The sequence below is a fragment of the Nocardioides sp. GY 10113 genome, from assembly GCF_004919105.1.
In the GTDB taxonomy this organism is placed as follows: domain Bacteria; phylum Actinomycetota; class Actinomycetes; order Propionibacteriales; family Nocardioidaceae; genus Nocardioides.
In genome coordinates, this window is the sequence record NZ_STGK01000005.1 from 269,170 (window position 1) to 289,601 (window position 20,432).

Genomic DNA, 20,432 nt, shown 5'->3' on the forward strand with positions numbered 1-20,432 from the left:
GGTCAGCCCACCTTGAAGTACGAGCGGGTGTAGTTCAGCGCCTCGACGAGCGCGTCGATCTCCGCCGGCGTCGTGTAGAGGTACGACGACATCCGGGTCGAGGACTGCACGCCGAACCGGGCGTGGGCCGGCTTCGCGCAGTGGTGACCGGCGCGCACGGCGACGCCACGGCTGTCCAGCACCTGCGCGATGTCGTGCGGGTGCACGCCCTCGAGCTCGAACGAGATCGCCCCGCCGCGCGCGGTCGCGTCGAGCGGACCGAGCACGGTCAGGCCCGGGATGCTCTGCAGGCCCTCCAGCGCGTACGCCGTGATGGTCTGCTCGTGCCGGTGGACCGCGTCCAGGCCGATGTGGCCGAGGTACTCGACCGCCGCGCCCAGCCCGATCGCCTCGACGATCGGCGGGGTGCCGGCCTCGAACTTGTGCGGGATGCCGGCGTAGGTCGAGCCCTCCATCCGGACGGTCGCGATCATCTCGCCGCCGCCCAGGAACGGCGGTAGCGACTCCAGCACCGCGCGGGCGCCCCAGAGCACCCCGATGCCGGTGGGGCCGACGACCTTGTGGCCGGTGAAGGCCAGCAGGTCGGGACGCTCCTCGGGTGCCATCGCCGCGAGGTCGATCGGCAGCTGCGGGGCGGCCTGGGAGGCGTCGACGACGACCAGCGATCCAACGGCGTGGGCGCGACGCGCGATCTCGGCGATCGGGTTGATGGTGCCGAGCATGTTCGAGACCCAGGTCAGCGAGACGACCTTGGTCCGCTCGGTGATCAGCTCGTCGATGTTGCCCAGGTCCAGCCGGCCGTCGTCGGTGATCGAGAACCAGCGGAGGGTCGCACCGGTGCGCTCGGCGACCATCTGCCACGGCACGATGTTGGAGTGGTGCTCCATCTCGGTGATCACGATCTCGTCGCCGGGCTTCAGCTGTCGCTCCCCGGGGAACGACAGCGTCTGCGCGGCCAGGTTGAGCGCCTCGGAGGCGTTCTTGGTGAAGATCACCTCGTCCCGCTCGGGGGCACCGATGAACGCGGCGACCTTGTCGCGCGCGGCCTCGAAGGCCTCGGTGGACTCCGCCCCGAGCTGGTGCATCGCCCGCGCGATGTTCGCGTTGTGCCGCTCGAGGTGGTCGACCATCGTGTCGATCACCACCTGCGGCTTCTGCGAGGTGTTCGCGCTGTCGAGGTAGACCAGCGGCATCCCGCCCGCGAGCGTGCGCTCGAGGATCGGGAAGTCCTTGCGGATGACCTCCAGCTCGGGGAGTAGTCCGTCCATCGGTGCTCCTTCGTGGAACGTGGGTGCCTGGCGGCGGGTGTCAGGCGCGGGCGCCGACGTACTTCTCGTAGCCGTTGGCCTCGAGCTCGTCCGCCAGCTCCGGACCGCCGGACTCGGCCACGCGGCCGTCCACGAAGACGTGCACGTGGTCGGGCTTGATGTAGCGCAGGATCCGCGTGTAGTGGGTGATCAGCAGGACGGCCTTGTTGTCCCGCTCGCGGAAGCGGTTGACGCCCTCGGAGACGACCTTGAGCGCGTCGATGTCGAGGCCGGAGTCGGTCTCGTCGAGGACGGCGACCTTCGGGTCGAGCAGGTCGAGCTGGGCGATCTCGTGGCGCTTCTTCTCGCCGCCGGAGAAGCCCTCGTTGACCGAGCGCTGCGAGAACGTCGAGTCCAGGTTCATCCGGTCGAGGGCGCCGTTGACGTCCTTGACCCAGGTCCGCAGCTTGGGGGCCTCGCCGTCGATGGCGGTCTTGGCGGTGCGCAGGAAGTTCGCGACCGAGACGCCGGGGACCTCCACCGGGTACTGCATGGCCAGGAACAGGCCGGCACGGGCGCGCTCGTCGACCGACATCGCCAGGACGTCCTCGCCGTCGAGGGTGACGGTGCCGCCCGTGATGTCGTACTTCGGGTGGCCGGCGATCGAGTAGGCCAGGGTGGACTTGCCCGAGCCGTTGGGGCCCATGATGGCGTGGGTCTCGCCGGACCGGATGGTCAGCGTGACGCCCTTGAGGATCTCCTTGGGGCCGTCCTCGGTGCTGACCGAGACCTGCAGGTCCTTGATCTCCAGGGTGCTCATGCGGGGGTGACTCCGTTCAGGGTGGTGGTGATGTCGACGTAGACCGCGGGCCCGTCGGGCTCGTCGCGGATCTCGACGGGGAAGGTCGCCACCGGCTCGGTGGCGGGGAGGCTGAGGGGCTTGCCGGACCTCAGGTCGAAGGTGGAGCCGTGCAGCCAGCACTCGATCTGGCAGTCGGCCACCTCGCCCTCGCTCAGCGCCACGGCGGCGTGCGAGCAGAGGTCCTGGAGCGCGTAGACGTCGTCGCCGTCGCGGGCGATGACGACCGTGTACTCCTCGACGTCGACCGCGAGGCCCTCATCGGATCGGACCTCGCTCAGCGCGCAGGCGCGGTGGAACGCCACGTCAGGCGTCCTTCAGGACGTTCTTCGCGAGCTCGATCTCGACGGTCTCGCGCAGCTTGTCCTCGACCATCGGGATGTCGATCTTGCGGATCAGGTCGTTGAAGAAGCCGTGCACGACCAGGCGCTGGGCCTCCTTCTCCGAGATGCCGCGCGAACGCAGGTAGAAGAGCTGCTCGTCGTCGAAGCGCGCGGTGGCCGACGCGTGACCGGCCCCGGCGATCTCGCCGGTCTCGATCTCCAGGTTCGGCACCGAGTCGGCCTGGCAGCCGTCGGTGAGGACCAGGTTGCGGTTCTCCTCGTAGGTCTCGATGCCCTCGGCGACCTTGCGGATCAGGACGTTGCCGATCCACACGGTGTGGGCTCCCTGACCCTGCAGCGCGCCCTTGTAGACCACGTTGCTCTTGGTCTTCGGCGCGTTGTGGTCCGCGAAGAGCCGGTGCTCGATGTGCTGGCCGTCGTCGGCGAAGTAGAGGCCGAGCAGCTCGGCCTCGCCGCCGGGGCCGGCGTACTCGACGTTGGCGTGCATCCGGACCAGGTCGCCGCCGAAGGTCACCGCCGCGTGCCGGACGGAGGCGTCGCGGCCGACACGGATCGCGTCGCGGCCCAGGTGCACCGCGTCGTCCTCCCAGTCCTGCAGGGAGAGGATGTTGACGTGCGCGCCGTCCCCGACGACGTACGACGTGGTGGTGCAGTAGCGCGCCGAGCCGGTGTGCTCCAGCACGATCGTGACCTGGGCGTTGGTGCCGATCCGGAACAGCAGGTGGCCCCAGACCAGGTCCTCCACCGAGCCGCCCTTGAGGCGGATCACGAGGGGCTCCTCGCTGGTGAAGTCGGCCGGGACGTCGACCAGGGTGGCGCCTGCGGCGTTCGCGATCGCCAGCGCGGCCGGCCGCTCGTTCGGCGCCAGCTCGCCCAGCTCACGCGCCTGCTCGGCGGTGATCGTCGAGATCTCCACACCGGCCGGCACCGAGGTCTCGGTGGCCAGCGCGGCGTCGGAGGCCTCGCCGTCGAGGATGCCGCGCAGCCGCTTGAGCGGCGTGAAGCGCCACACCTCCTCGCGACCGGTCGGGACCGGGTGGTCGGCCAGGTCGTAGGACGGCGGCGGGTTGAGGTGGCTCTCCACGCGGTCGGCCTCGAGGGCGTCGCGCACCGAGTCGGCCGGGGTCGTGGTGTCGATCGTGGCCGTCATCAGCCGACGGCTCCTTCCATCTGCAGTTCGATCAGTCGGTTCAGCTCGAGGGCGTACTCCATCGGGAGCTCCTTGGCGATCGGCTCGACGAAGCCGCGCACGATCATCGCCATCGCCTCGTCCTCCTCCATGCCGCGCGACATGAGGTAGAAGAGCTGGTCGTCGGAGACCTTCGAGACGCTCGCCTCGTGGCCCATGGAGACGTCGTCCTCGCGGATGTCGACGTAGGGGTAGGTGTCCGAGCGGCTGATCTGGTCGACCAGCAGCGCGTCGCAGAGGACGTTCGACTTCGAGCCGTGGGCGCCCTCGTTGACCTGGATCAGGCCCCGGTACGACGTCCGGCCGCCGCCGCGGGCCACCGACTTGCTCAGGATCGAGCTCGAGGTGTGCGGCGCGGCGTGCACCATCTTGGCGCCCGCGTCCTGGTGCTGGCCCTCGCCCGCGAACGCGATCGAGAGGGTCTCGCCCTTGGCGTGCTCGCCCATCAGGTAGACGGCCGGGTACTTCATGGTGACCTTGGAGCCGATGTTGCCGTCGACCCACTCCATGGTGGCGCCGGCCTCGCAGACCGCTCGCTTGGTCACCAGGTTGTAGACGTTGTTCGACCAGTTCTGGATCGTCGTGTAGCGGCAGCGGCCGCCCTTCTTGACGATGATCTCGACGACCGCGGAGTGCAGCGAGTCCGAGGAGTAGATCGGCGCGGTGCAGCCCTCGACGTAGTGCACGTAGGCGTCCTCGTCGACGATGATCAGCGTGCGCTCGAACTGGCCCATGTTCTCGGTGTTGATCCGGAAGTAGGCCTGCAGCGGGATGTCCACGTGGACGCCCTTGGGCACGTAGATGAACGAGCCGCCCGACCACACCGAGGTGTTGAGCGCGGCGAACTTGTTGTCGCCGACCGGGATCACCGTGCCGAAGTACTCCTGGAAGAGCTCCGGGTGCTCCTTCAGCGCGGTGTCGGTGTCCAGGAACAGGACGCCCTGGGCCTCGAGGTCCTCGCGGATCGAGTGGTAGACGACCTCGGACTCGTACTGGGCGGCGACGCCGGCGACCAGGCGCTGCTTCTCCGCCTCCGGGATGCCGAGCTTGTCGTAGGTGTTCTTGATGTCCTCGGGCAGCTCCTCCCAGGAGGTGGCCTGCTTCTCCGAGGAGCGCACGAAGTACTTGATGTTGTCGAAGTCGATCCCCGACAGGTCCGAGCCCCACGAGGGCATGGGCTTGCGGTCGAAGAGCTTCAGGCCCTTCAGGCGCAGGTCGAGCATCCACTGCGGCTCGTCCTTCTTCGCCGAGATGTCGCGGACGACGGCCTCGTTGAGGCCGCGCTGGGCCGCGGCACCGGCGACGTCCGGGTCGGCCCACCCGAAGTCGTAGCGACCGATCCCCTTCAGCTCGGGGTTGAGCTCTTCGATCGAAGTCATGAGATGACCCGCTCCTTCTCGTTGTTCGCCGACCCCGCGTCAGGGATGTCGGAGTTGTCGGCGTTCAGGCCTGTCGCGACCCGGTGGGTGTCCGGGATGCAGGTGGTGCAGACGCCGTCGCCGTGGGCGATCGTCGCCAGCCGCTGCACGTGGGTGCCGAGGACCCGGCTGATCGCCGCGGTCTCCGCCTCGCACAGCTGGGGGAACTCGTGGGCCACGTGGGAGACCGGGCAGTGCTGCTGGCACAGCTGCTCCCCCGCGATGGGTGCCGCACCGGCCGGGAGGTCCCGCACCGACGCCGCGTAGCCCTGCTCGCTGAAGACCTCGGCCAGCACCTGGGCCGGGCTCGCCTCCGGGTGTGCCTCGGCGACCGCGCCGAACCGCTCCTCGATGAACGAGGCGCGCTGCTCGGCGAAGGCCTTCACCGCCTCCTCCCCCGCCGTGTCGGCGAGGAAGCGGAGCGCGGCGGCGGCCAGGTCGTCGTACTGGGCCTCGAAGCCGTCGCGGCCGCGCTCGGTGAGCGCGAAGGCCTTCGCGGGACGACCGCGGCCCCGGCTGCCTACCGGACGCGGGTCCCGGGCCTCGACCGCACCCTCGGCGAGGAGGTGGTCGAGGTGGCGTCGCACGGCGGCCGGCGTGAGGTCGAGACGCTCCGCGAGATCGGCCGCCGTCGAGGGGCCGTTGACCAGGATCGACCGCGCGACGCGCTGCCGCGTCGGCTGGTCGCTCGTCTGGTCCACGAATTCCACAACGCAAGTGTGGCGTTAATGCTTCCGGCGGTTCAAGGAAGGCCCCCCTAACCCGCCTCGCCGTGTGACCCGGGACTCAGTCCCCGGGCCTCGTTCCCCGGCCCTGCCGGGGCTCCGGGCGGGTGTGCCACAGCCAGGCGAGCCCCGCGAGCGGCAGCAGCAGCGGCAGGAAGCCGTAGCCCTGGCCGAAGTGGGACCAGACCGTCTTGTCCGGGAACAGGTCGGTGGCCACGTAGCTCAGCATGCCCACCGACAGCACGCCGACCAGCTCGATGCCGACGGCCACGAGCGCCAACCACCAGCCGCGGCGTCCACCCACCAGCAGGCAGGTCGTCGCCACCAGGTAGATGACCGCGGCCAGCAGGGAGAGCGAGTAGGCCAGCGGCGCCCGGTCGGGGTACATGCTCAGCTGTACGGCGGAGCGTCCAGTCGCGGCGACGGCGAAGACGCCGTAGGTGAAGACCAGCGCGCGGCCCCAGCCCGACGACAGCTCCTCGCGGGGACGGCCCGCGGCCCGCGCGGCGGCGGTCGCGGTCGGGTCGTGCTCAGGCACCGGCGCCTCCCCAGATGTCCCAGAGCCGCACCTCGAGCGCCGCCACCGTCAGCATCGCCAGCAGCAGCACGGCCGTGCCACCCCGGCTGCGCTCGGCGAGCGACCAGAACGCGCCGATCGGCGGCGCGGCAGCGACGCCGATCAGGTAGCTGACGAAGAGCACCCCCGTCACGTCCCGGTCGGTCGTCGCCAGCGCCACGATCCCGACCACCAGCTGGATCAGCAGGGCGAGCTCGACGAGACCGAGCAGGATGAACGTGCGGTCGGACGGGATCTCGTCGCGGACGAGGTGGACGACGACCGCGATCGCGGCCACGCCGCAGAGCACGAGCACCGCCCCGAAGAGCCAGGGAGTCACGCCGAAAGCGTAGGTGCCGGGGTCGGGCTCTACACTCGCCGGGTGCCTGCAGGTCCCGCCGTGTCCGTCGACGGTCTGGTGATGAGGTACGGCGACAAGACCGCCGTCGACGGGCTCTCCCTCGAGGTCGAGCCCCACACCATCACCGCCGTCCTGGGTCCCAATGGGGCCGGGAAGACCACCACCCTCGAGACCTGCGAGGGCTACCGCCGTCCCCAGCAGGGCACGGTCCGCGTGCTCGGGCTGGACCCGGTCCGCCAGCGTGCCGAGCTGATGCCCCGGATCGGCGTGATGCTGCAGTCCGGCGGCGCCTGGAGCGGCGCGAAGCCCGCGGAGATGCTGCACCACTTCGCCCGACTGCACGCCCACCCGCTGCCGGTGGACCTGCTGATGGAGCGGCTCGCGTTGCACGAGTGCGCGGGCACCACCTACCGACGGCTCTCCGGCGGGCAGGCCCAGCGCCTCGGCCTGGCGATGGCCCTGATCGGACGCCCGGAGCTGGTCTTCGTCGACGAGCCGACCGCCGGCATGGACCCGGCCATCCGTCGTACCGTCTGGGAGCTGCTGGAGGAGCTGCGGGCCGACGGCGTCACCGTGGTGCTCACCACGCACTACCTCGAGGAGGCCGAGCGCCTGGCCGACCGGGTGCACATCATCGACCGCGGCCGGCTCGTCGCCAGCGGTACGCCGCTGGAGCTGACCCGCGGCGGGACCGTCGCCACGATCCGGCTCGTCGTCACCCAGCCGTTCCCGGCCGGCGCCCCCGAGGACCTGGCGCGCGCGCTCGGCGAGGGCACCGACCTGGTGCGGCTGGACGCCCTGAGCCTGCAGCTCTCCGGGCCGGCGGACGGATCGACGCTGGCCGTCGTCGCCGCCTGGTGCGAGAAGCACTCGATCCTGCCGGAGTCGCTCAGCCTCGGGCAGCGCAACCTCGAGGACGTCTTCCTCGAGCTGACCGGCCGGGAGGAGCTCGCGTGAGCACCGGAACCTTCGCCCCCGCCCCCGGCGCCGCGCCCCTGCCGCGCCAGGTGCTCGCGCAGACCGCCATGGAGGCGCGGCTGATGCTGCGCAACGGCGAGCAGCTGCTGATCGCTGTGGTGATCCCGATCGTGGTGCTCGTCGGCGCGGTCCGCGCCGCCGAGCACATCGACCTCGGCGTCTCCGGCCGCGCCGTCGACGTCCTCTCACCCGGCGTCCTCGCGCTCGCGGTGATGTCGACGTCGTTCACCTCGCTGGCGATCGCCACCGGCTTCGAGCGGCGCTACGGCGTGCTCAAGCGCCTCGGGACCGCGCCCCTCTCGCGCTCGACCCTGCTCGCCGGCAAGGTCGGCGCACTGCTGGTGGTCGAGGTGATCCAGTTCGTCGTGATCGGCTCGGTCGCGCTGGCGCTGGGCTGGTCGCCGGACGTCTCGGTCACGGGCCTCCTGCTGGCCGCCCTGCTCGGCACCGGCGCCTTCGCCTCGCTCGGGATGCTGCTCGCCGGCTCCCTGCGGGCCGAGGCGACACTCGCCGCGGCCAACCTGGTCTACCTGCTGCTGCTGGCCGGCGGTGCGGTGATCCTGCCCGCCTCGGCTTACGGTGGCCTCGGCGACCTCGTCGCCTGGCTGCCCTCGGGCGCACTCGGCGAGGCCATGCGCGACGCCTGCGCGGGCACGGTCGCCTGGCGCGACCTGGCGGTCTTGCTCGGCTGGGCCCTGGCGGGCTCGGCCCTCACGGCGCGAACGTTCAAGTGGGAGTAGGAAACAGCGTGGAGACGGTGCAGACGGAGACCGGTGCGCGCGGCGTCAGCGGCGGGGCCTCCCGCGGTCTGGCCCGGTGGCTCTGGCCCCTGGCGATCGCCAACCTGATCGGCAACATCGCGATCGTCGTCACCGGCGGCGCGGTCCGGCTGACCTCCTCCGGGCTCGGCTGCCCGACCTGGCCGAAGTGCTCCGAGGAGTCCTACGTCCCCCACGGCCAGCTCGGCTGGCACGGCGCGATCGAGTTCGGCAACCGCACCCTCACCTTCGTGCTGGTCGCCATCGCCATCTCCTGCTGGCTCGCCGCGCGCTCCGCGCTCCGCGCCGGCATCCCCGGCGCCGACCGCTCGGTCCGGCTCGCCACCATCATCGCCTTCGGCATCCCCGCCCAGGCACTGCTCGGCGGCGTCACCGTGCTCACCGAGCTCAACCCGTGGGTCGTGGCCGGCCACCTGCTGCTCTCGATGGCGATCATCGGTGTCTGCGTGCTGCTGCTGGACCACCTGCGCCCGGTCGCCCGTCCCGCCGCGCCCGCGGCGCTGGGGCGGCTCTCGGTGACCACCTTCGCGGTCGGCTGGGTGGTGCTCTACCTCGGGACGGTGGTGACCGGATCCGGTCCGCACTCCGGTGACCTGGAGTCCCGTCGTACGGGGTTGGACCCGCAGGTGATGTCCCACGTCCACGCGTGGGCCGTCTACGCCCTCGTGGCCGTGAGCCTCGTGGTGCTGTTCCTGGCCCGCCGCGCCGCGCTGCCGGTGCTGACCCGCGCCGCGGTGCTCCTGCTGGCCGTGGAGCTGACGCAGGGAGCGATCGGCTTCTGGCAGTACTTCACCGACCTGCCCGAGCTGCTCGTCGGCCTGCACATGCTCGGCGCCGCCCTCACCTCCGCGACCCTCACCTGGCTGCTGCTCGCCGCCCGGGCACGCCCCCGGGTCTGACCCGAGCCGCGCCTTGTAGCGCGCCGAGTTGAGCGTTGTGGCGCGCCGAACTGGGCGTTGTGGCGCGCCGAACTGGGCGTTGTGGCGCGCCGAACTGGGCGTTGTGGCGCGCCGAGTTGGGCGTTGTGGCGCGCCGAACTGGGCGTCAGAGCCCGCCGAGCACGACTGTGCGGAGCGTCGGGTCGTCGGGCTGCGGCGCTGGGCGCTGGCGACGGGCCACCGCACCGCACTTCTCGGGCCGCCAGAACCCGCGTCTCGGGCCGCCACAAACCCCAAGTCGCGGAAGGGTGCGTGCGGGCTACTTGAGCAGCGGGTCGATCGCGACGGCGACGAACAGCAGCGACAGGTAGAGGTTCGAGGAGTGGAACAGGCGCATCGGCTGGATGACGCTGAGCTCCTCGCTGCGACGGGTACGGCGCAGCATCTGGTGGGCCTCGAAGAGGAACACCGCACCCAGGACCGTGGCGACGATCGGGTAGAAGAGACCGGTCTCCGCGACCGGCCACAGCAGCAGCGAGGTGGCGACCATCACCCAGCTGTAGGCGACGATCTGGACGGCGACGGCCCGGGCCGGCTTGACCACCGGGAGCATCGGCACGTCGACCTGGGCGTAGTCCTCGCGGTAGCGCAGCGCCAGCGCCCAGGTGTGCGGCGGCGTCCAGAAGAAGACCACCGCGAACAGGATGACCGGGACCCAGGAGAGCTCGCCGGTCACCGCCGTCCAACCGATCAGGGCCGGGAAGCAGCCGGCGATGCCGCCCCACACGATGTTCTGCGTCGTACGACGCTTCAGCAGCATCGTGTAGACGAACACGTAGAAGGCGTTGGCGCCGACCGAGAGCGCGGCCGACAGCGGGTTCACCCAGACCGCCAGGATGACGGTCGAGAGCACCCCGAGCACGACGCCGAAGGTCAGCGCGGCGGCCGGCGTCACGATGTGCCGCGGCAGCGCCCGACGGCGGGTGCGCCGCATCTGCTCGTCGATGTCGCGGTCGTAGACGCAGTTGAAGACCGACGCCGAGCCGGCGGAGAACGCCCCGCCGACGACGGTGGCGGCGACCAGCCCGAGCGGCGGCACGCCGCGGGCGGCGAAGAACATCACCGGGACGGTGGTCAGGAGCAGCAGCTCGATGACGCGGGGCTTGGTGAGGCCGACATAGGCCATCACCACGTCCTTGACGGTCGCCTTGGGCCGATCGCCGGCCGGCAGCTCACCGTTGACGCCGCGCGGGGTGCTCCGGTTGCTCACCTCGCGGCGGGCGGGGTCGACGTAGGTCACGGAGATCCTCACTGCAGCGGACAACCCGAAAGGGCAGAGCGTCGTGATTGTAGCGAGGATCCGCCGTTCCACCGCTACCGAGGCGGTGTGACCCGTTCGACGCGCGCCGATAGGCTCGGGGGCATGATCCCGGACCTCGAGTGGACCGACCTCGACACCAAGGCCGTCGACACCGCGCGCGTGCTCGCGATGGACGCCGTTCAGAAGGTCGGCAACGGCCACCCCGGCACCGCGATGAGCCTGGCGCCGGCGGCGTACCTGCTCTTCCAGAAGGTCATGCGGCACGACCCCGCCGACCCGGACTGGATCAACCGCGACCGCTTCGTGCTCTCCTGCGGCCACTCCAGCATCACCCTCTACACCCAGCTCTACCTCGGCGGCTTCGGCCTCGAGCTCGAGGACCTCGAGGCGCTGCGCACCTGGGGCAGCCTGACCCCGGGCCACCCCGAGTACGGGCACACCCGCGGCGTCGAGGTCACCACCGGCCCGCTCGGTCAGGGCGTCGCGAACGCCGTCGGTATGGCGATGGCACAGCGCAAGCAGCGCGGCCTGCTCGACCCCACCGCCGCCCCGGGCGAGAGCCCGTTCGACCACCACGTCTACGTGATCTGCTCCGACGGCGACCTCCAGGAGGGCGTCAGCGGAGAGGCCAGCTCCATCGCCGGCACGCAGGAGCTCGGCAACCTGACGGTCATCTACGACCGCAACCAGATCTCCATCGAGGGCGACACCGACGTCGCGTTCACCGAGGACGTGGCCGCGCGCTACGAGGCCTACGGCTGGCACGTGCAGACCGTCGACTGGACGAAGGCCGGCGACCGGACCAACGGCGCCGACTACCACGAGGACATCCCCGCGCTGTACGACGCGATCAAGGCCGCCGAGGCCGTGTCGGACAAGCCGAGCCTGATCGTCCTCGACACGATCATCGCCTGGCCCGCGCCGAACGCGCAGAACACCGAGGCCGCCCACGGCTCGGCGCTCGGGGCCGACGAGGTCGCGGCCACCAAGAAGGTCCTGGGCTTCGACCCGGAGAAGACCTTCGAGGTGCCGGACGACGTCATCGCCCACACCCGCGGCCTGCTGGAGCGCGGTCAGGCCTACGGCGCCGAGTGGGACAAGGCCTACGAGACGTGGGCCGCCGGCCACCCCGAGGGCGTCGCGCTGCTGCACCGGCTCAAGGAGCGGGCCCTGCCCGAGGGCTTCGCAGAGGCGCTGCCGACGTGGGAGGCCGACGCGAAGGGTGTCGCGACCCGCGCCGCGTCCGGCAAGGTGATCAACGCGATCGCGCCGATCATGCCCGAGCTGTGGGGCGGCTCGGCCGACCTCGCGGGGTCGAACAACACCACGATCAAGGACGCCGGGTCCTTCGTGCCCACGAGCCGCACCACCCATGACTGGGAGGGCGACCCGGTCGGCGGCCGGGTGCTGCACTTCGGCATCCGCGAGCACGGCATGGGCGCGATCATGAACGGCATCGCCGTGCACGGCGGCACCCGCGTCTTCGGCGGCACCTTCCTGACGTTCTCCGACTACATGCGGGGCTCGGTCCGCGTGGCCGCGCTGATGCAGGCGCCGGTCACGTACGTGTGGACCCACGACTCGATCGGCCTCGGCGAGGACGGCCCGACCCACCAGCCCGTCGAGCACCTGGCCGCCCTGCGCGCCATGCCCGGTCTCGACGTGGTCCGTCCGGCCGACGCCAACGAGACCGCCGCCGCCTGGGCCGCGATCCTGGCCAACACCGACCGACCGGCGGGCCTGATCCTGAGCCGACAGAACCTGCCGGTCTTCCCCCGCGGCACCGACGGGTACGCCGACACCGCCGGCGTCGCGCGCGGCGGCTACGTGCTGCTGGACACCGACGGCGAGCCCGACGTCGTACTGATGGCCACCGGGTCGGAGGTGCAGCACTCCGTCGCGGCCCGCGACCTGCTGGCCGCCGACGGCATCGCCGCCCGCGTCGTCTCGCTCCCCTGCCTGGAGTGGTTCGAGGAGCAGGAGGCTGGGTACCGGGACAGTGTGATCCCGCCGTCGATCAAGGCCCGCGTCTCGGTCGAAGCCGGGGTCAAGCAGGGATGGCGCGAGTACGTTGGCGATGCCGGCCGGATCGTCAGCATCGACCGGTTCGGCGCCAGCGCAGACGCCGCGACCATGTTCCGGGAGTTCGGCTTCACGCCGGAGGCGGTCGTCGAGGCGGCCAAGGAGAGCATCGCCGCGGCTGGCTGACCCGGCGAACGGCTCGGCCGGCACCGGCGCCGGACCACCACCACGTTCCAGGAGGAATCCATGAGTGACCGTCTGAAGGCCCTCGCCGACGCGGGGGTGTCCATCTGGCTCGACGACCTGTCCCGCGAGCGGATCGAGTCCGGCAACCTGGCCGAGCTCGTCGCCGAGAGGTCGGTCGTCGGCGTGACCACGAACCCGACGATCTTCGCGGCGGCTGTCTCCGGCGCCGACGTCTACGACGCGCAGCTCACCGAGCTCGCCGCGTCGGGCACCGGCGCCGAGGCCGCGATCTTCGCGCTGACCACCGACGACGTCCGCGCGGCGTGCGACGTGATGGCGCCGGTCGCCGCTGCCACCGAGCACGACGGCCGGGTGTCGATCGAGGTCGAGCCGACGCTCGCCAACGACACCGAGGCGACCATCGCCAGCGCCAAGGCGCTGTGGGCAGCCGTGGACCGGCCGAACGCGCTGATCAAGATCCCCGCCACCCTCGAGGGCCTGCCCGCGATCACCGCCGTGATCGCGGCGGGCATCAGCGTCAACGTCACGCTGATCTTCTCCACCGAGCGCTACCGCGCCGTCATGGAGGCCTACCTCGAGGGCCTCGAGCAGGCGAAGGCGGCCGGACACGACATCTCGGGCATCCGCTCGGTCGCCTCGTTCTTCGTGTCGCGCGTCGACACCGAGATCGACAACCGGCTGGAGAAGATCGGCTCCGACGAGGCGCTCGCGCTGCGCGGCCGGGCCGCGGTCGCCAACGCCCGCCTGGCCTACGCCGCGTTCGAGGAGGTCTTCTCCGGTGAGCGCTGGGAGGCGCTGGCCGCCGCCGGCGCCCACGTGCAGCGCCCCCTGTGGGCGTCCACGGGCGTCAAGAACCCGGCCTACCCCGACACCCTCTACGTCACCGACCTGGTGGTGGCCGACACCGTCAACACCATGCCGGAGAAGACCCTGGAGGCGTTCGCCGACCACGGCGAGGTCCACGGCGACCAGGTCAGCGGTCACGGTCAGGACGCCCAGCGCCTCTTCGACGCGCTGGCGGCGGCCGGCGTCGACCTCGACGACGTCTTCACGGTCCTCGAGACCGAGGGCGTCGACAAGTTCAAGGTCTCGTGGGCCGAGCTGATCGACACCGTGCAGGCGCAGCTGGACCGGGCAGCGGAGCGGTAACCCGGATGGCGCCGCCGCCCGTCGACCCCACCACCACCGAGGCCTGGGCGCGGCTCGCCGCGCTCGCCGAGGCCTTCTCCCCCGACCTGCGCGGCTGGTTCGCCGCCGATCCCGACCGCGCCAGTCGGTGGAGCCACCCGGCTGCCGACCTGTACGTGGACCTGTCGAAGAACCTCCTCGACGGTCCGGTGCTGGGCGCCCTGCTCGACCTCGCGAAGGAGGTCGCGCTCGAGGATCGGCGCGAGGCCATGTTCGCCGGTCAGCACATCAACGTGACCGAGGACCGTGCGGTGCTGCACACCGCGCTGCGCGCCCCGGAGGACGTCGATCTCGAGGTCGACGGCCAGGACGTGACCGGCGAGGTGCACACCGTGCTGGACCGGGTCTACGCCTTCGCGGACGAGGTGCGATCGGGGCGTTGGACCGGTGTCACCGGCGAGCGCATCCGCACGGTGGTGAACATCGGCATCGGCGGCTCGGACCTCGGTCCGGTGATGGCCTACGAGGCGCTCAAGGCCTACCGCGCCGACGACCTCGAGTGTCGGTTCATCAGCAACATCGACCCGACCGATGTCGCGGAGACGCTGTCCGGCTTGGACCCGCGGACCACGCTGTTCATCGTCTCCAGCAAGACCTTCGGCACGCTGGAGACCCTGACCAACGCGCGGCTGTGCCGCACCTGGCTCCTCGACGGGCTGCGCGGCCTCGGGGCTCTGGAGGGCCCCGACGACGCGGCCGCCGTGGCTCGCCACTTCGTCGCGGTCAGCACCGCCCTGGACAAGGTCGCGGAGTTCGGCATCGACCCGGCCAACGCCTTCGGCTTCTGGGACTGGGTCGGCGGGCGGTACTCCGTCGACTCCGCGATCGGCACCTCGCTGGTCATCGCGATCGGCCCGGACCGCTTCGCCGAGCTGCTGGCCGGCTTCCATGCGATGGACGAGCACTTCCGTCGTACGCCGGCGGAGGCGAACGTGCCGCTCCTGATGGGGCTGCTCAACGTCTGGTACTGCAACTTCCTCGGCTCCCAGAGCCACGCGGTCCTCCCCTACGCCCAGTCGCTGCACCGCTTCCCGGCGTACCTGCAGCAGCTGACCATGGAGTCCAACGGCAAGAGCGTGCGCTGGGACGGCACGCCGGTCACCACCGAGACCGGCGAGGTCTTCTGGGGCGAGCCCGGCACCAACGGCCAGCACGCGTTCTACCAGCTGCTGCACCAGGGCACTCGCCTGGTGCCGGCGGACTTCATCGCGTTCGCGGAACCCAACTACCCGTTGACCGACGGCGACCAGGACGTGCACGAGCTGTTCCTTGCGAACTTCTTCGCGCAGACCAAGGCGCTCGCGTTCGGGCGCAGCGCGGAGGAGGTCCGGGCAGAGGGCGTCGAGGAGCGGCTGGTCTCCGCGCGCACGTTCCCGGGGAACCGGCCGACGACGTCGATCATGGCGCCGGCGCTCACCCCGGGCGTACTCGGCCAGCTGATCGCCCTCTACGAGCACATCACCTTCACCCAGGGCATCGTCTGGGGGCTGGACAGCTTCGACCAGTGGGGTGTCGAGCTCGGCAAGCAGCTCGCCCAGCAGCTCGCCCCCGCCGTCGCCGGCGACGCCGCGGCGCTGGCGGAGGAGGACCCGTCCACCCGGGCCCTGATCACCTACTACCGGGAGCAGCGACACCGATGAGCATCGACACCCCTGAGGCTCCGCTGATCGAGGTCCACCCCGACCCGGCCGCCCTGGCCACGTCCGTCGCGGGCGAGCTCCTCAACCGGATCGCGGACGCCCAGGCTGCCGGCCACGTGCCCCACATCGGGCTGACCGGCGGCACCATCGCCGAGGCGATCCACCGGGAGGTGGCCCGGCTGGCGCCCGCCTCCGGCGTCGACTGGGGCGCGGTGCACTTCTGGTTCGGCGACGAGCGGTTCGTCGCCTCGGACTCCCCCGACCGCAACGCCGGCCAGGCGCGGGCGGCCTTCCTCGACGAGGTCGGGGCGACCCGGGTGCATGAGGTTCCCGCCTCCGACCAGGTCGCCGACGCCGAGGCCGCCGCGGCGGCGTACGGCGACGAGATGCGCGCCGAGGGCGCCGGGCACTTCGACGTGCTGATGCTGGGCGTCGGCCCCGACGGCCACATCGCCTCCCTCTTCCCCGGCCACCCGGGTCTCGAGGCGACCGACGCGATCGCCGTCGCCGTGCACGACTCGCCCAAGCCGCCGCCGGACCGGGTCACGCTGACCTTCGACGCGCTCGGTCACGCCCGGTCGGTGTGGTTCCTGGTCTCCGGCTCCGGCAAGGCCGACGCCGTCTCCCGCGCGCTGGCCGTCGAGGGCAGCCGCGACGGCACCTCGGTGGCCGAGACCCCCGCGCGGGGCGTGGTCGGGCACGACGAGACCGTCTGGTTCCTCGACCACGACGCGGCCTCCCTGCTCTGATCGGCCGGGACGCACCACGACGCAGAACGGCGCGGGCCGGCAGGTGATCCTGCCGGCCCGCGCCGTTCGTCGTTCTCTCCTCGGGCGAGGCCCGAGGCGCGCTCAGAAGATGATCTCGCCCGACTTCCGGCGGTCCCGCAGCAGCTGGATCGCCTCCTCGAGGATCACCTCGGCCTCCTTGTCGGAGCGACGCTCCTTCACGTAGGCCAGGTGGGTCTTGTAGGGCTCGATCTTCGGCGCGGGCGGCGGGTTGTCCGAGTCCACCGACGCCGGGAGCCCGCACTTGGGGCAGTCCCACTCCTCCGGCACGACGGCCTCGATGGAGAAGGTGATCACCGAACGGTGCTCGTGCGCGCAGAAGTACGTGATCGCCTGACGCGGAGCCGCCTCACCCCGCTCCGCCTCTCCCATGGGGCCTGCGCCCACCCGACTTCCACGGATCGCGTTTCCGCCTCCGGCCAACGCACTCTCCTCATCATTGGTCGTGACAAATCTTGTCGTGACACGCGTCGTCCGCCCCCGGGTCCGAGGGCCGGACGAACGGTCAGCTCTGGTAGGCCAGCAGGAGGCCGAGTGCGATCACGCACGCGAACCAGATCACGCCGATGCCGACCGTGAACCGGTCGAGGTTGCGTTCCGCGACCGACGATCCACCGAGTGAGCTGGAGACGCCACCGCCGAACATGTCGGAGAGGCCGCCGCCACGCCCCTTGTGCAGCAGCACGAGGAGGATGAGCAGCAGGCTCGTGATCACGAGCAGGATGGTCAGAAGCGTCGACAACACGTGCGTGATCCTACGTCAGCACCCCACCACGATCTGCAACCTGGGTCACCCCAGGACCGGCATGTCGTAGAAGCGGCAGATTCCGCCGAACTCGTCGGCCTGGAGGCTGGCACCGCCGACCAGGCAGCCGTCGATGTCAGTCTGCGCCATGATGCCGGCGGCGTTGCCGGCCTTGACGGAGCCACCGTAGAGGACGCGGACCGACTCCGCTGCCTCATCGCCGAACGACTCCCGCACCTGCGCCCGAACCGCGGCGCACACCTCCTGGGCGTCCTCGGGGGTCGCCACCTCGCCGGTGCCGATCGCCCACACGGGCTCGTAGGCGATCACCAGCCCGGCGACCTGCTCGGCGGTCAACCCGGCCAGGGAGCCCACCACCTGGGCCTGCGTGTAGGTCACGTGCTCGCCAGCCTGGCGCACCGGCAGCCCCTCGCCGACGCAGACGATCGGCGTCATGCCCGCCGCGAGGACGGCCTGCGCCTTCGCCGCGACCAGCTCGTCGGACTCGCCGTGGTACTCGCGACGCTCGGAGTGACCGGCCAGCACGTACGTGCAGCCGAGCTTGCTCAGCATCTCGGCGCTGATCTCCCCGGTGTAGGCCCCCGAGGCGTGCACGGAGACGTCCTGCGCGCCGTACTTGAGGGAGAGGCGGTCACCGTCGACGAGGGTCTGGACCGACCGGATGTCGGTGAACGGCGGGATCACCGCCACCTCGACCTTCGCGTAGTCGTGGCGCTTGTCCGAGAGCGTCCACGCGAGCTTCTGGACCAGGACCACCGCCTCCTGGTGGGTCTTGTTCATCTTCCAGTTGCCCGCCATCAGCGGCGTGCGGGCGGACTTCTTGCTCGCCATGATCAGTTCCCCTCCAGAACGGTGATGCCGGGCAGCTCCTTGCCCTCCAGGTACTCCAGGCTGGCGCCGCCGCCGGTCGAGATGTGGCCGAACGCCGCCTCGTCGAAGCCGAGCGTGCGCACCGCTGCCGCGGAGTCGCCGCCGCCCACCACGGAGAGCCCCTCGACACCGGTGAGCGCCTGGGCCACCGCGCGGGTGCCCTCGGCGAACGCCGCCACCTCGAAGACGCCCATCGGGCCGTTCCAGAAGATCGTGCGGGCGTCGGAGAGTGCCGCCGCGAACGCGGCGCCGGACTCGGGGCCGATGTCGAGGCCCAGCGTGCCCTCCGGGATCGCGTCCGCCGGTACGACGCGGGCCGAGGCCTCGTCGCCGAAGGAGTCGGCCACCACGATGTCGGTCGGCAGCACGATCTCGACCCCGCTGGCGGCGGCGCGCTCGAGGTAGTCGCGGCAGGTCGGGATCTGGTCCTCCTCGAGCAGGCTCTGCCCGACCCCGTGCCCCTGGGCGGCCAGGAAGGTGAAGACCATGCCGCCGCCGATCAGCAGCTTGTCGGCCTTCTCGAGCAGGTTGTCGATGACGCCCAGCTTGTCGGAGACCTTCGAGCCGCCGAGGACGACCACGTAGGGCCGCTCGGGGTCGACCGTGAGCCGACGCAGCACGTCGATCTCGGTCGCCACGAGAGCACCCATCGCGTGCGGAAGGCGCTGCGCCACGTCGTACACGCTGGCCTGCTTGCGGTGCACGACGCCGAACCCGTCGGAGACGAACGCGTCGGCGAGGCCGGCCAGCCGGTCGGCGAACGCGCCGCGCTCGGCCTCGTCCTTGCTGGTCTCGCCGGCGTTGAACCGGACGTTCTCCAGCAGCGCCACCTGCCCGTCCTCGAGCCCGGCGACGACCTGCTGCGCCGAGTCGCCGACGGTGTCGGTCGCGAACGCGACGGGCGCGCCGAGCAGCTCGCCGAGCCGCGCCGCCACCGGCGCCAGGGAGTACGCCGGATCGGGCGCTCCCTTGGGACGGCCGAGGTGGGCGGTGACCACCACCCTGGCTCCGGCCGCGGCCAGCGCCGCGATGGTCGGGACGCTGGCACGGATCCGCCCGTCGTCGGTGATCACCTTCGAGCCGACCTCGCCGTCCAGCGGCACGTTGAGGTCGGACCGGACGAGGACGCGCTTGCCGCTGACCTCACCGAGGCCTGGGTATTCCGCCATGTCGGGATGCAGTTCCTTCTTCATCGGAGGGGGTGGTGGGGCCGGGCCCGGGCCCGGCCGGCACTGTACGCGGGCCGGGCGCGGGCCCGTCACGGGCCGGTCAGAGGCTGGCGCCCATGTAGACGATCAGGTCGGCCAGCCGGTTGGAGTAGCCCCACTCGTTGTCGTACCAGCCGGCGACCTTCACCTGGTTGCCCATCACCTTGGTGAGCGGGGCGTCGAAGATGCAGGACGCCGGGTCGGTCACGATGTCGGAGGAGACGATCGGGTCGGTGGAGTACCGCAGGAAGCGGCCGTCGGCGGCCGCGCGGACCGCCTCGTTCACCTCGTCCACGGTGACCTCGCGCGGCGCCTCGAAGGTGAGGTCGGTCAGCGAGCCGGTCGGGGTCGGCACCCGCAGCGCGTACCCGTCCAGCTTGCCCTTCAGCTCCGGGAGCACGAGGCCGATCGCCTTGGCGGCGCCGGTGGAGGTCGGCACGATGTTGAGGGCGGCGGCCCGGGCCCGGCGCAGGTCCTTGTGGATGTTGTCCTGCAGGTTCTGGTCCGCGGTGTAGGCGTGCACCGTGGTCATCAGGCCCTGGACGATGCCGATGCTGTCGTTGAGCGCCTTCGCCATCGGCGCCAGGCAGTTGGTGGTGCACGACGCGTTGGAGACCACCGTGTGCGCCGCCGGGTCGTAGAGCTCGTGGTTCACGCCCATGACGACGGTGAGGTCCTCGTTCTTGGCGGGCGCGGAGATGATCACCTTCTTGGCGCCGGCGCCGTCCACGTGCGCGCGGGCCTTGGTGGCGTCGGTGAAGAAACCGGTGGACTCGACGACGATGTCCACGCCGAGGTCGCCCCAGGGCAGCGCTGCCGGGTCGCGCTCGGCGTACGCCTTGATCTCGGTGTCGCCGACGACGATCGCCTCGTCGGTGGCCTTCACCTCGGCGTCCAGGCGCCCCAGGATGGTGTCGAACGCCAGCAGGTGCGCGAGCGTCGCGTTGTCGGTCAGGTCGTTGACGCCGACGATCTCGATGTCGAAGCCGCCCGCGCGGACTGCGCGGAAGAAGTTGCGGCCGATCCGACCGAAACCGTTGATGCCTACTCGTACGGTCACAGGATGCTCCTCCGAGTCGAACAGGGAT

Annotated in this window: 21 protein-coding genes; 7 read left to right on the plus strand and 14 right to left on the minus strand. The window is 71.1% G+C overall.

The genetic code is table 11. The annotated features are described in order from the left end of the window. Positions 1 to 2 precede the first annotated feature (2 nt). From E8D34_RS09085 to E8D34_RS09120, 8 genes are all read right to left on the minus strand, one after another. A complete protein-coding gene (locus E8D34_RS09085; protein WP_136594288.1) occupies positions 3 to 1,268 on the minus strand; it encodes a cysteine desulfurase in 1,266 nt (421 codons plus the stop codon). A gap of 40 nt (positions 1,269 to 1,308) precedes the next feature. Continuing rightward, positions 1,309 to 2,067 (minus strand): Fe-S cluster assembly ATPase SufC, encoded by a 759-nt coding sequence (gene sufC, locus E8D34_RS09090; protein ID WP_136594289.1) that lies wholly within the window; start codon positions 2,065 to 2,067, stop codon positions 1,309 to 1,311. Continuing rightward, a complete protein-coding gene (locus E8D34_RS09095) occupies positions 2,064 to 2,411 on the minus strand; it encodes a non-heme iron oxygenase ferredoxin subunit (RefSeq protein WP_136594290.1) in 348 nt (115 codons plus the stop codon). The genes sufC and E8D34_RS09095 overlap by 4 nt, the downstream gene beginning before the upstream one ends. 1 nt (position 2,412) lies before the next feature. After that, positions 2,413 to 3,600 (minus strand): Fe-S cluster assembly protein SufD, encoded by a 1,188-nt coding sequence (sufD, locus tag E8D34_RS09100; protein ID WP_136594291.1) that lies wholly within the window; start codon positions 3,598 to 3,600, stop codon positions 2,413 to 2,415. Continuing rightward, positions 3,600 to 5,018 (minus strand): Fe-S cluster assembly protein SufB, encoded by a 1,419-nt coding sequence (sufB, locus tag E8D34_RS09105; protein WP_136594292.1) that lies wholly within the window; start codon positions 5,016 to 5,018, stop codon positions 3,600 to 3,602. The genes sufD and sufB overlap by 1 nt, the downstream gene beginning before the upstream one ends. Then, positions 5,015 to 5,767, minus strand: a complete 753-nt coding sequence (locus tag E8D34_RS09110) for a helix-turn-helix domain-containing protein (RefSeq protein ID WP_136594293.1) — start codon at positions 5,765 to 5,767, stop codon at positions 5,015 to 5,017. The genes sufB and E8D34_RS09110 overlap by 4 nt, the downstream gene beginning before the upstream one ends. Positions 5,768 to 5,843: 76 nt before the next feature. Next, on the minus strand, positions 5,844 to 6,320 hold the full coding sequence (locus E8D34_RS09115; protein WP_168929381.1) for a hypothetical protein: 477 nt from the start codon (positions 6,318 to 6,320) through the stop codon (positions 5,844 to 5,846). Next, positions 6,313 to 6,678, minus strand: a complete 366-nt coding sequence (locus tag E8D34_RS09120; RefSeq protein ID WP_136594294.1) for a hypothetical protein — start codon at positions 6,676 to 6,678, stop codon at positions 6,313 to 6,315. The genes E8D34_RS09115 and E8D34_RS09120 overlap by 8 nt, the downstream gene beginning before the upstream one ends. A 42-nt stretch (positions 6,679 to 6,720) precedes the next feature. Here E8D34_RS09120 and E8D34_RS09125 point away from each other — a divergent pair, with 42 nt between their 5' ends. Genes E8D34_RS09125 through E8D34_RS09135 form a run of 3 tightly spaced genes read left to right on the plus strand, consistent with a single transcriptional unit; the run spans position 6,721 to position 9,355 of the window. Continuing rightward, a complete protein-coding gene (locus E8D34_RS09125; protein WP_240771243.1) occupies positions 6,721 to 7,656 on the plus strand; it encodes an ABC transporter ATP-binding protein in 936 nt (311 codons plus the stop codon). Beyond that, the gene (locus E8D34_RS09130) at positions 7,653 to 8,417 is read left to right on the plus strand and encodes an ABC transporter permease (protein WP_136594295.1); all 765 of its coding nucleotides are present in this window, start codon (positions 7,653 to 7,655) and stop codon (positions 8,415 to 8,417) included. Before E8D34_RS09125 ends, E8D34_RS09130 begins: the two co-directional genes overlap by 4 nt. Before the next feature lie 8 nt (positions 8,418 to 8,425). Next, on the plus strand, positions 8,426 to 9,355 hold the full coding sequence (locus E8D34_RS09135) for a COX15/CtaA family protein (protein ID WP_136594296.1): 930 nt from the start codon (positions 8,426 to 8,428) through the stop codon (positions 9,353 to 9,355). A gap of 298 nt (positions 9,356 to 9,653) precedes the next feature. Here E8D34_RS09135 and E8D34_RS09140 read toward each other — a convergent pair whose 3' ends face one another. Then, positions 9,654 to 10,565, minus strand: a complete 912-nt coding sequence (locus tag E8D34_RS09140) for a heme o synthase (protein WP_240771251.1) — start codon at positions 10,563 to 10,565, stop codon at positions 9,654 to 9,656. A 192-nt stretch (positions 10,566 to 10,757) separates the two neighbouring features. Here E8D34_RS09140 and tkt point away from each other — a divergent pair, with 192 nt between their 5' ends. From tkt to pgl, 4 genes are read left to right on the plus strand one after another with little or no spacing between them, the layout of a single operon-like run. After that, the gene (tkt, locus tag E8D34_RS09145; protein WP_136594297.1) at positions 10,758 to 12,863 is read left to right on the plus strand and encodes a transketolase; all 2,106 of its coding nucleotides are present in this window, start codon (positions 10,758 to 10,760) and stop codon (positions 12,861 to 12,863) included. A 60-nt stretch (positions 12,864 to 12,923) separates the two neighbouring features. Continuing rightward, positions 12,924 to 14,033 carry a transaldolase gene (gene tal / locus E8D34_RS09150; RefSeq protein WP_136594298.1) on the plus strand — a complete coding sequence of 370 codons (1,110 nt, stop codon included), beginning with the start codon at positions 12,924 to 12,926 and terminating at the stop codon, positions 14,031 to 14,033. Positions 14,034 to 14,038: 5 nt separating this feature from the next. Next, the gene (pgi, locus tag E8D34_RS09155; protein ID WP_136594299.1) at positions 14,039 to 15,712 is read left to right on the plus strand and encodes a glucose-6-phosphate isomerase; all 1,674 of its coding nucleotides are present in this window, start codon (positions 14,039 to 14,041) and stop codon (positions 15,710 to 15,712) included. After that, entirely contained in the window at positions 15,709 to 16,461 is a 753-nt protein-coding gene (gene pgl / locus E8D34_RS09160; protein ID WP_136594300.1) for a 6-phosphogluconolactonase, read from the plus strand. Before pgi ends, pgl begins: the two co-directional genes overlap by 4 nt. Before the next feature lie 102 nt (positions 16,462 to 16,563). Here the strand turns inward: pgl and E8D34_RS09165 are convergent, their stop codons facing one another. The 5 genes from E8D34_RS09165 to gap all read right to left on the minus strand — a co-directional run bounded on the left by E8D34_RS09165 (position 16,564) and on the right by gap (position 20,404). After that, a complete protein-coding gene (locus E8D34_RS09165; RefSeq protein ID WP_136594301.1) occupies positions 16,564 to 16,923 on the minus strand; it encodes an RNA polymerase-binding protein RbpA in 360 nt (119 codons plus the stop codon). An 82-nt stretch (positions 16,924 to 17,005) separates the two neighbouring features. Next, the gene (gene secG / locus E8D34_RS09170) at positions 17,006 to 17,242 is read right to left on the minus strand and encodes a preprotein translocase subunit SecG (protein WP_136594360.1); all 237 of its coding nucleotides are present in this window, start codon (positions 17,240 to 17,242) and stop codon (positions 17,006 to 17,008) included. Between the two features lie 48 nt (positions 17,243 to 17,290). Beyond that, a complete protein-coding gene (gene tpiA, locus E8D34_RS09175) occupies positions 17,291 to 18,097 on the minus strand; it encodes a triose-phosphate isomerase (RefSeq protein ID WP_136594302.1) in 807 nt (268 codons plus the stop codon). Positions 18,098 to 18,099: 2 nt separating this feature from the next. After that, positions 18,100 to 19,305 carry a phosphoglycerate kinase gene (locus E8D34_RS09180; RefSeq protein ID WP_136594303.1) on the minus strand — a complete coding sequence of 402 codons (1,206 nt, stop codon included), beginning with the start codon at positions 19,303 to 19,305 and terminating at the stop codon, positions 18,100 to 18,102. Between the two features lie 100 nt (positions 19,306 to 19,405). After that, positions 19,406 to 20,404 carry a type I glyceraldehyde-3-phosphate dehydrogenase gene (gene gap / locus E8D34_RS09185; protein ID WP_136594304.1) on the minus strand — a complete coding sequence of 333 codons (999 nt, stop codon included), beginning with the start codon at positions 20,402 to 20,404 and terminating at the stop codon, positions 19,406 to 19,408. Positions 20,405 to 20,432: the final 28 nt, after the last annotated feature.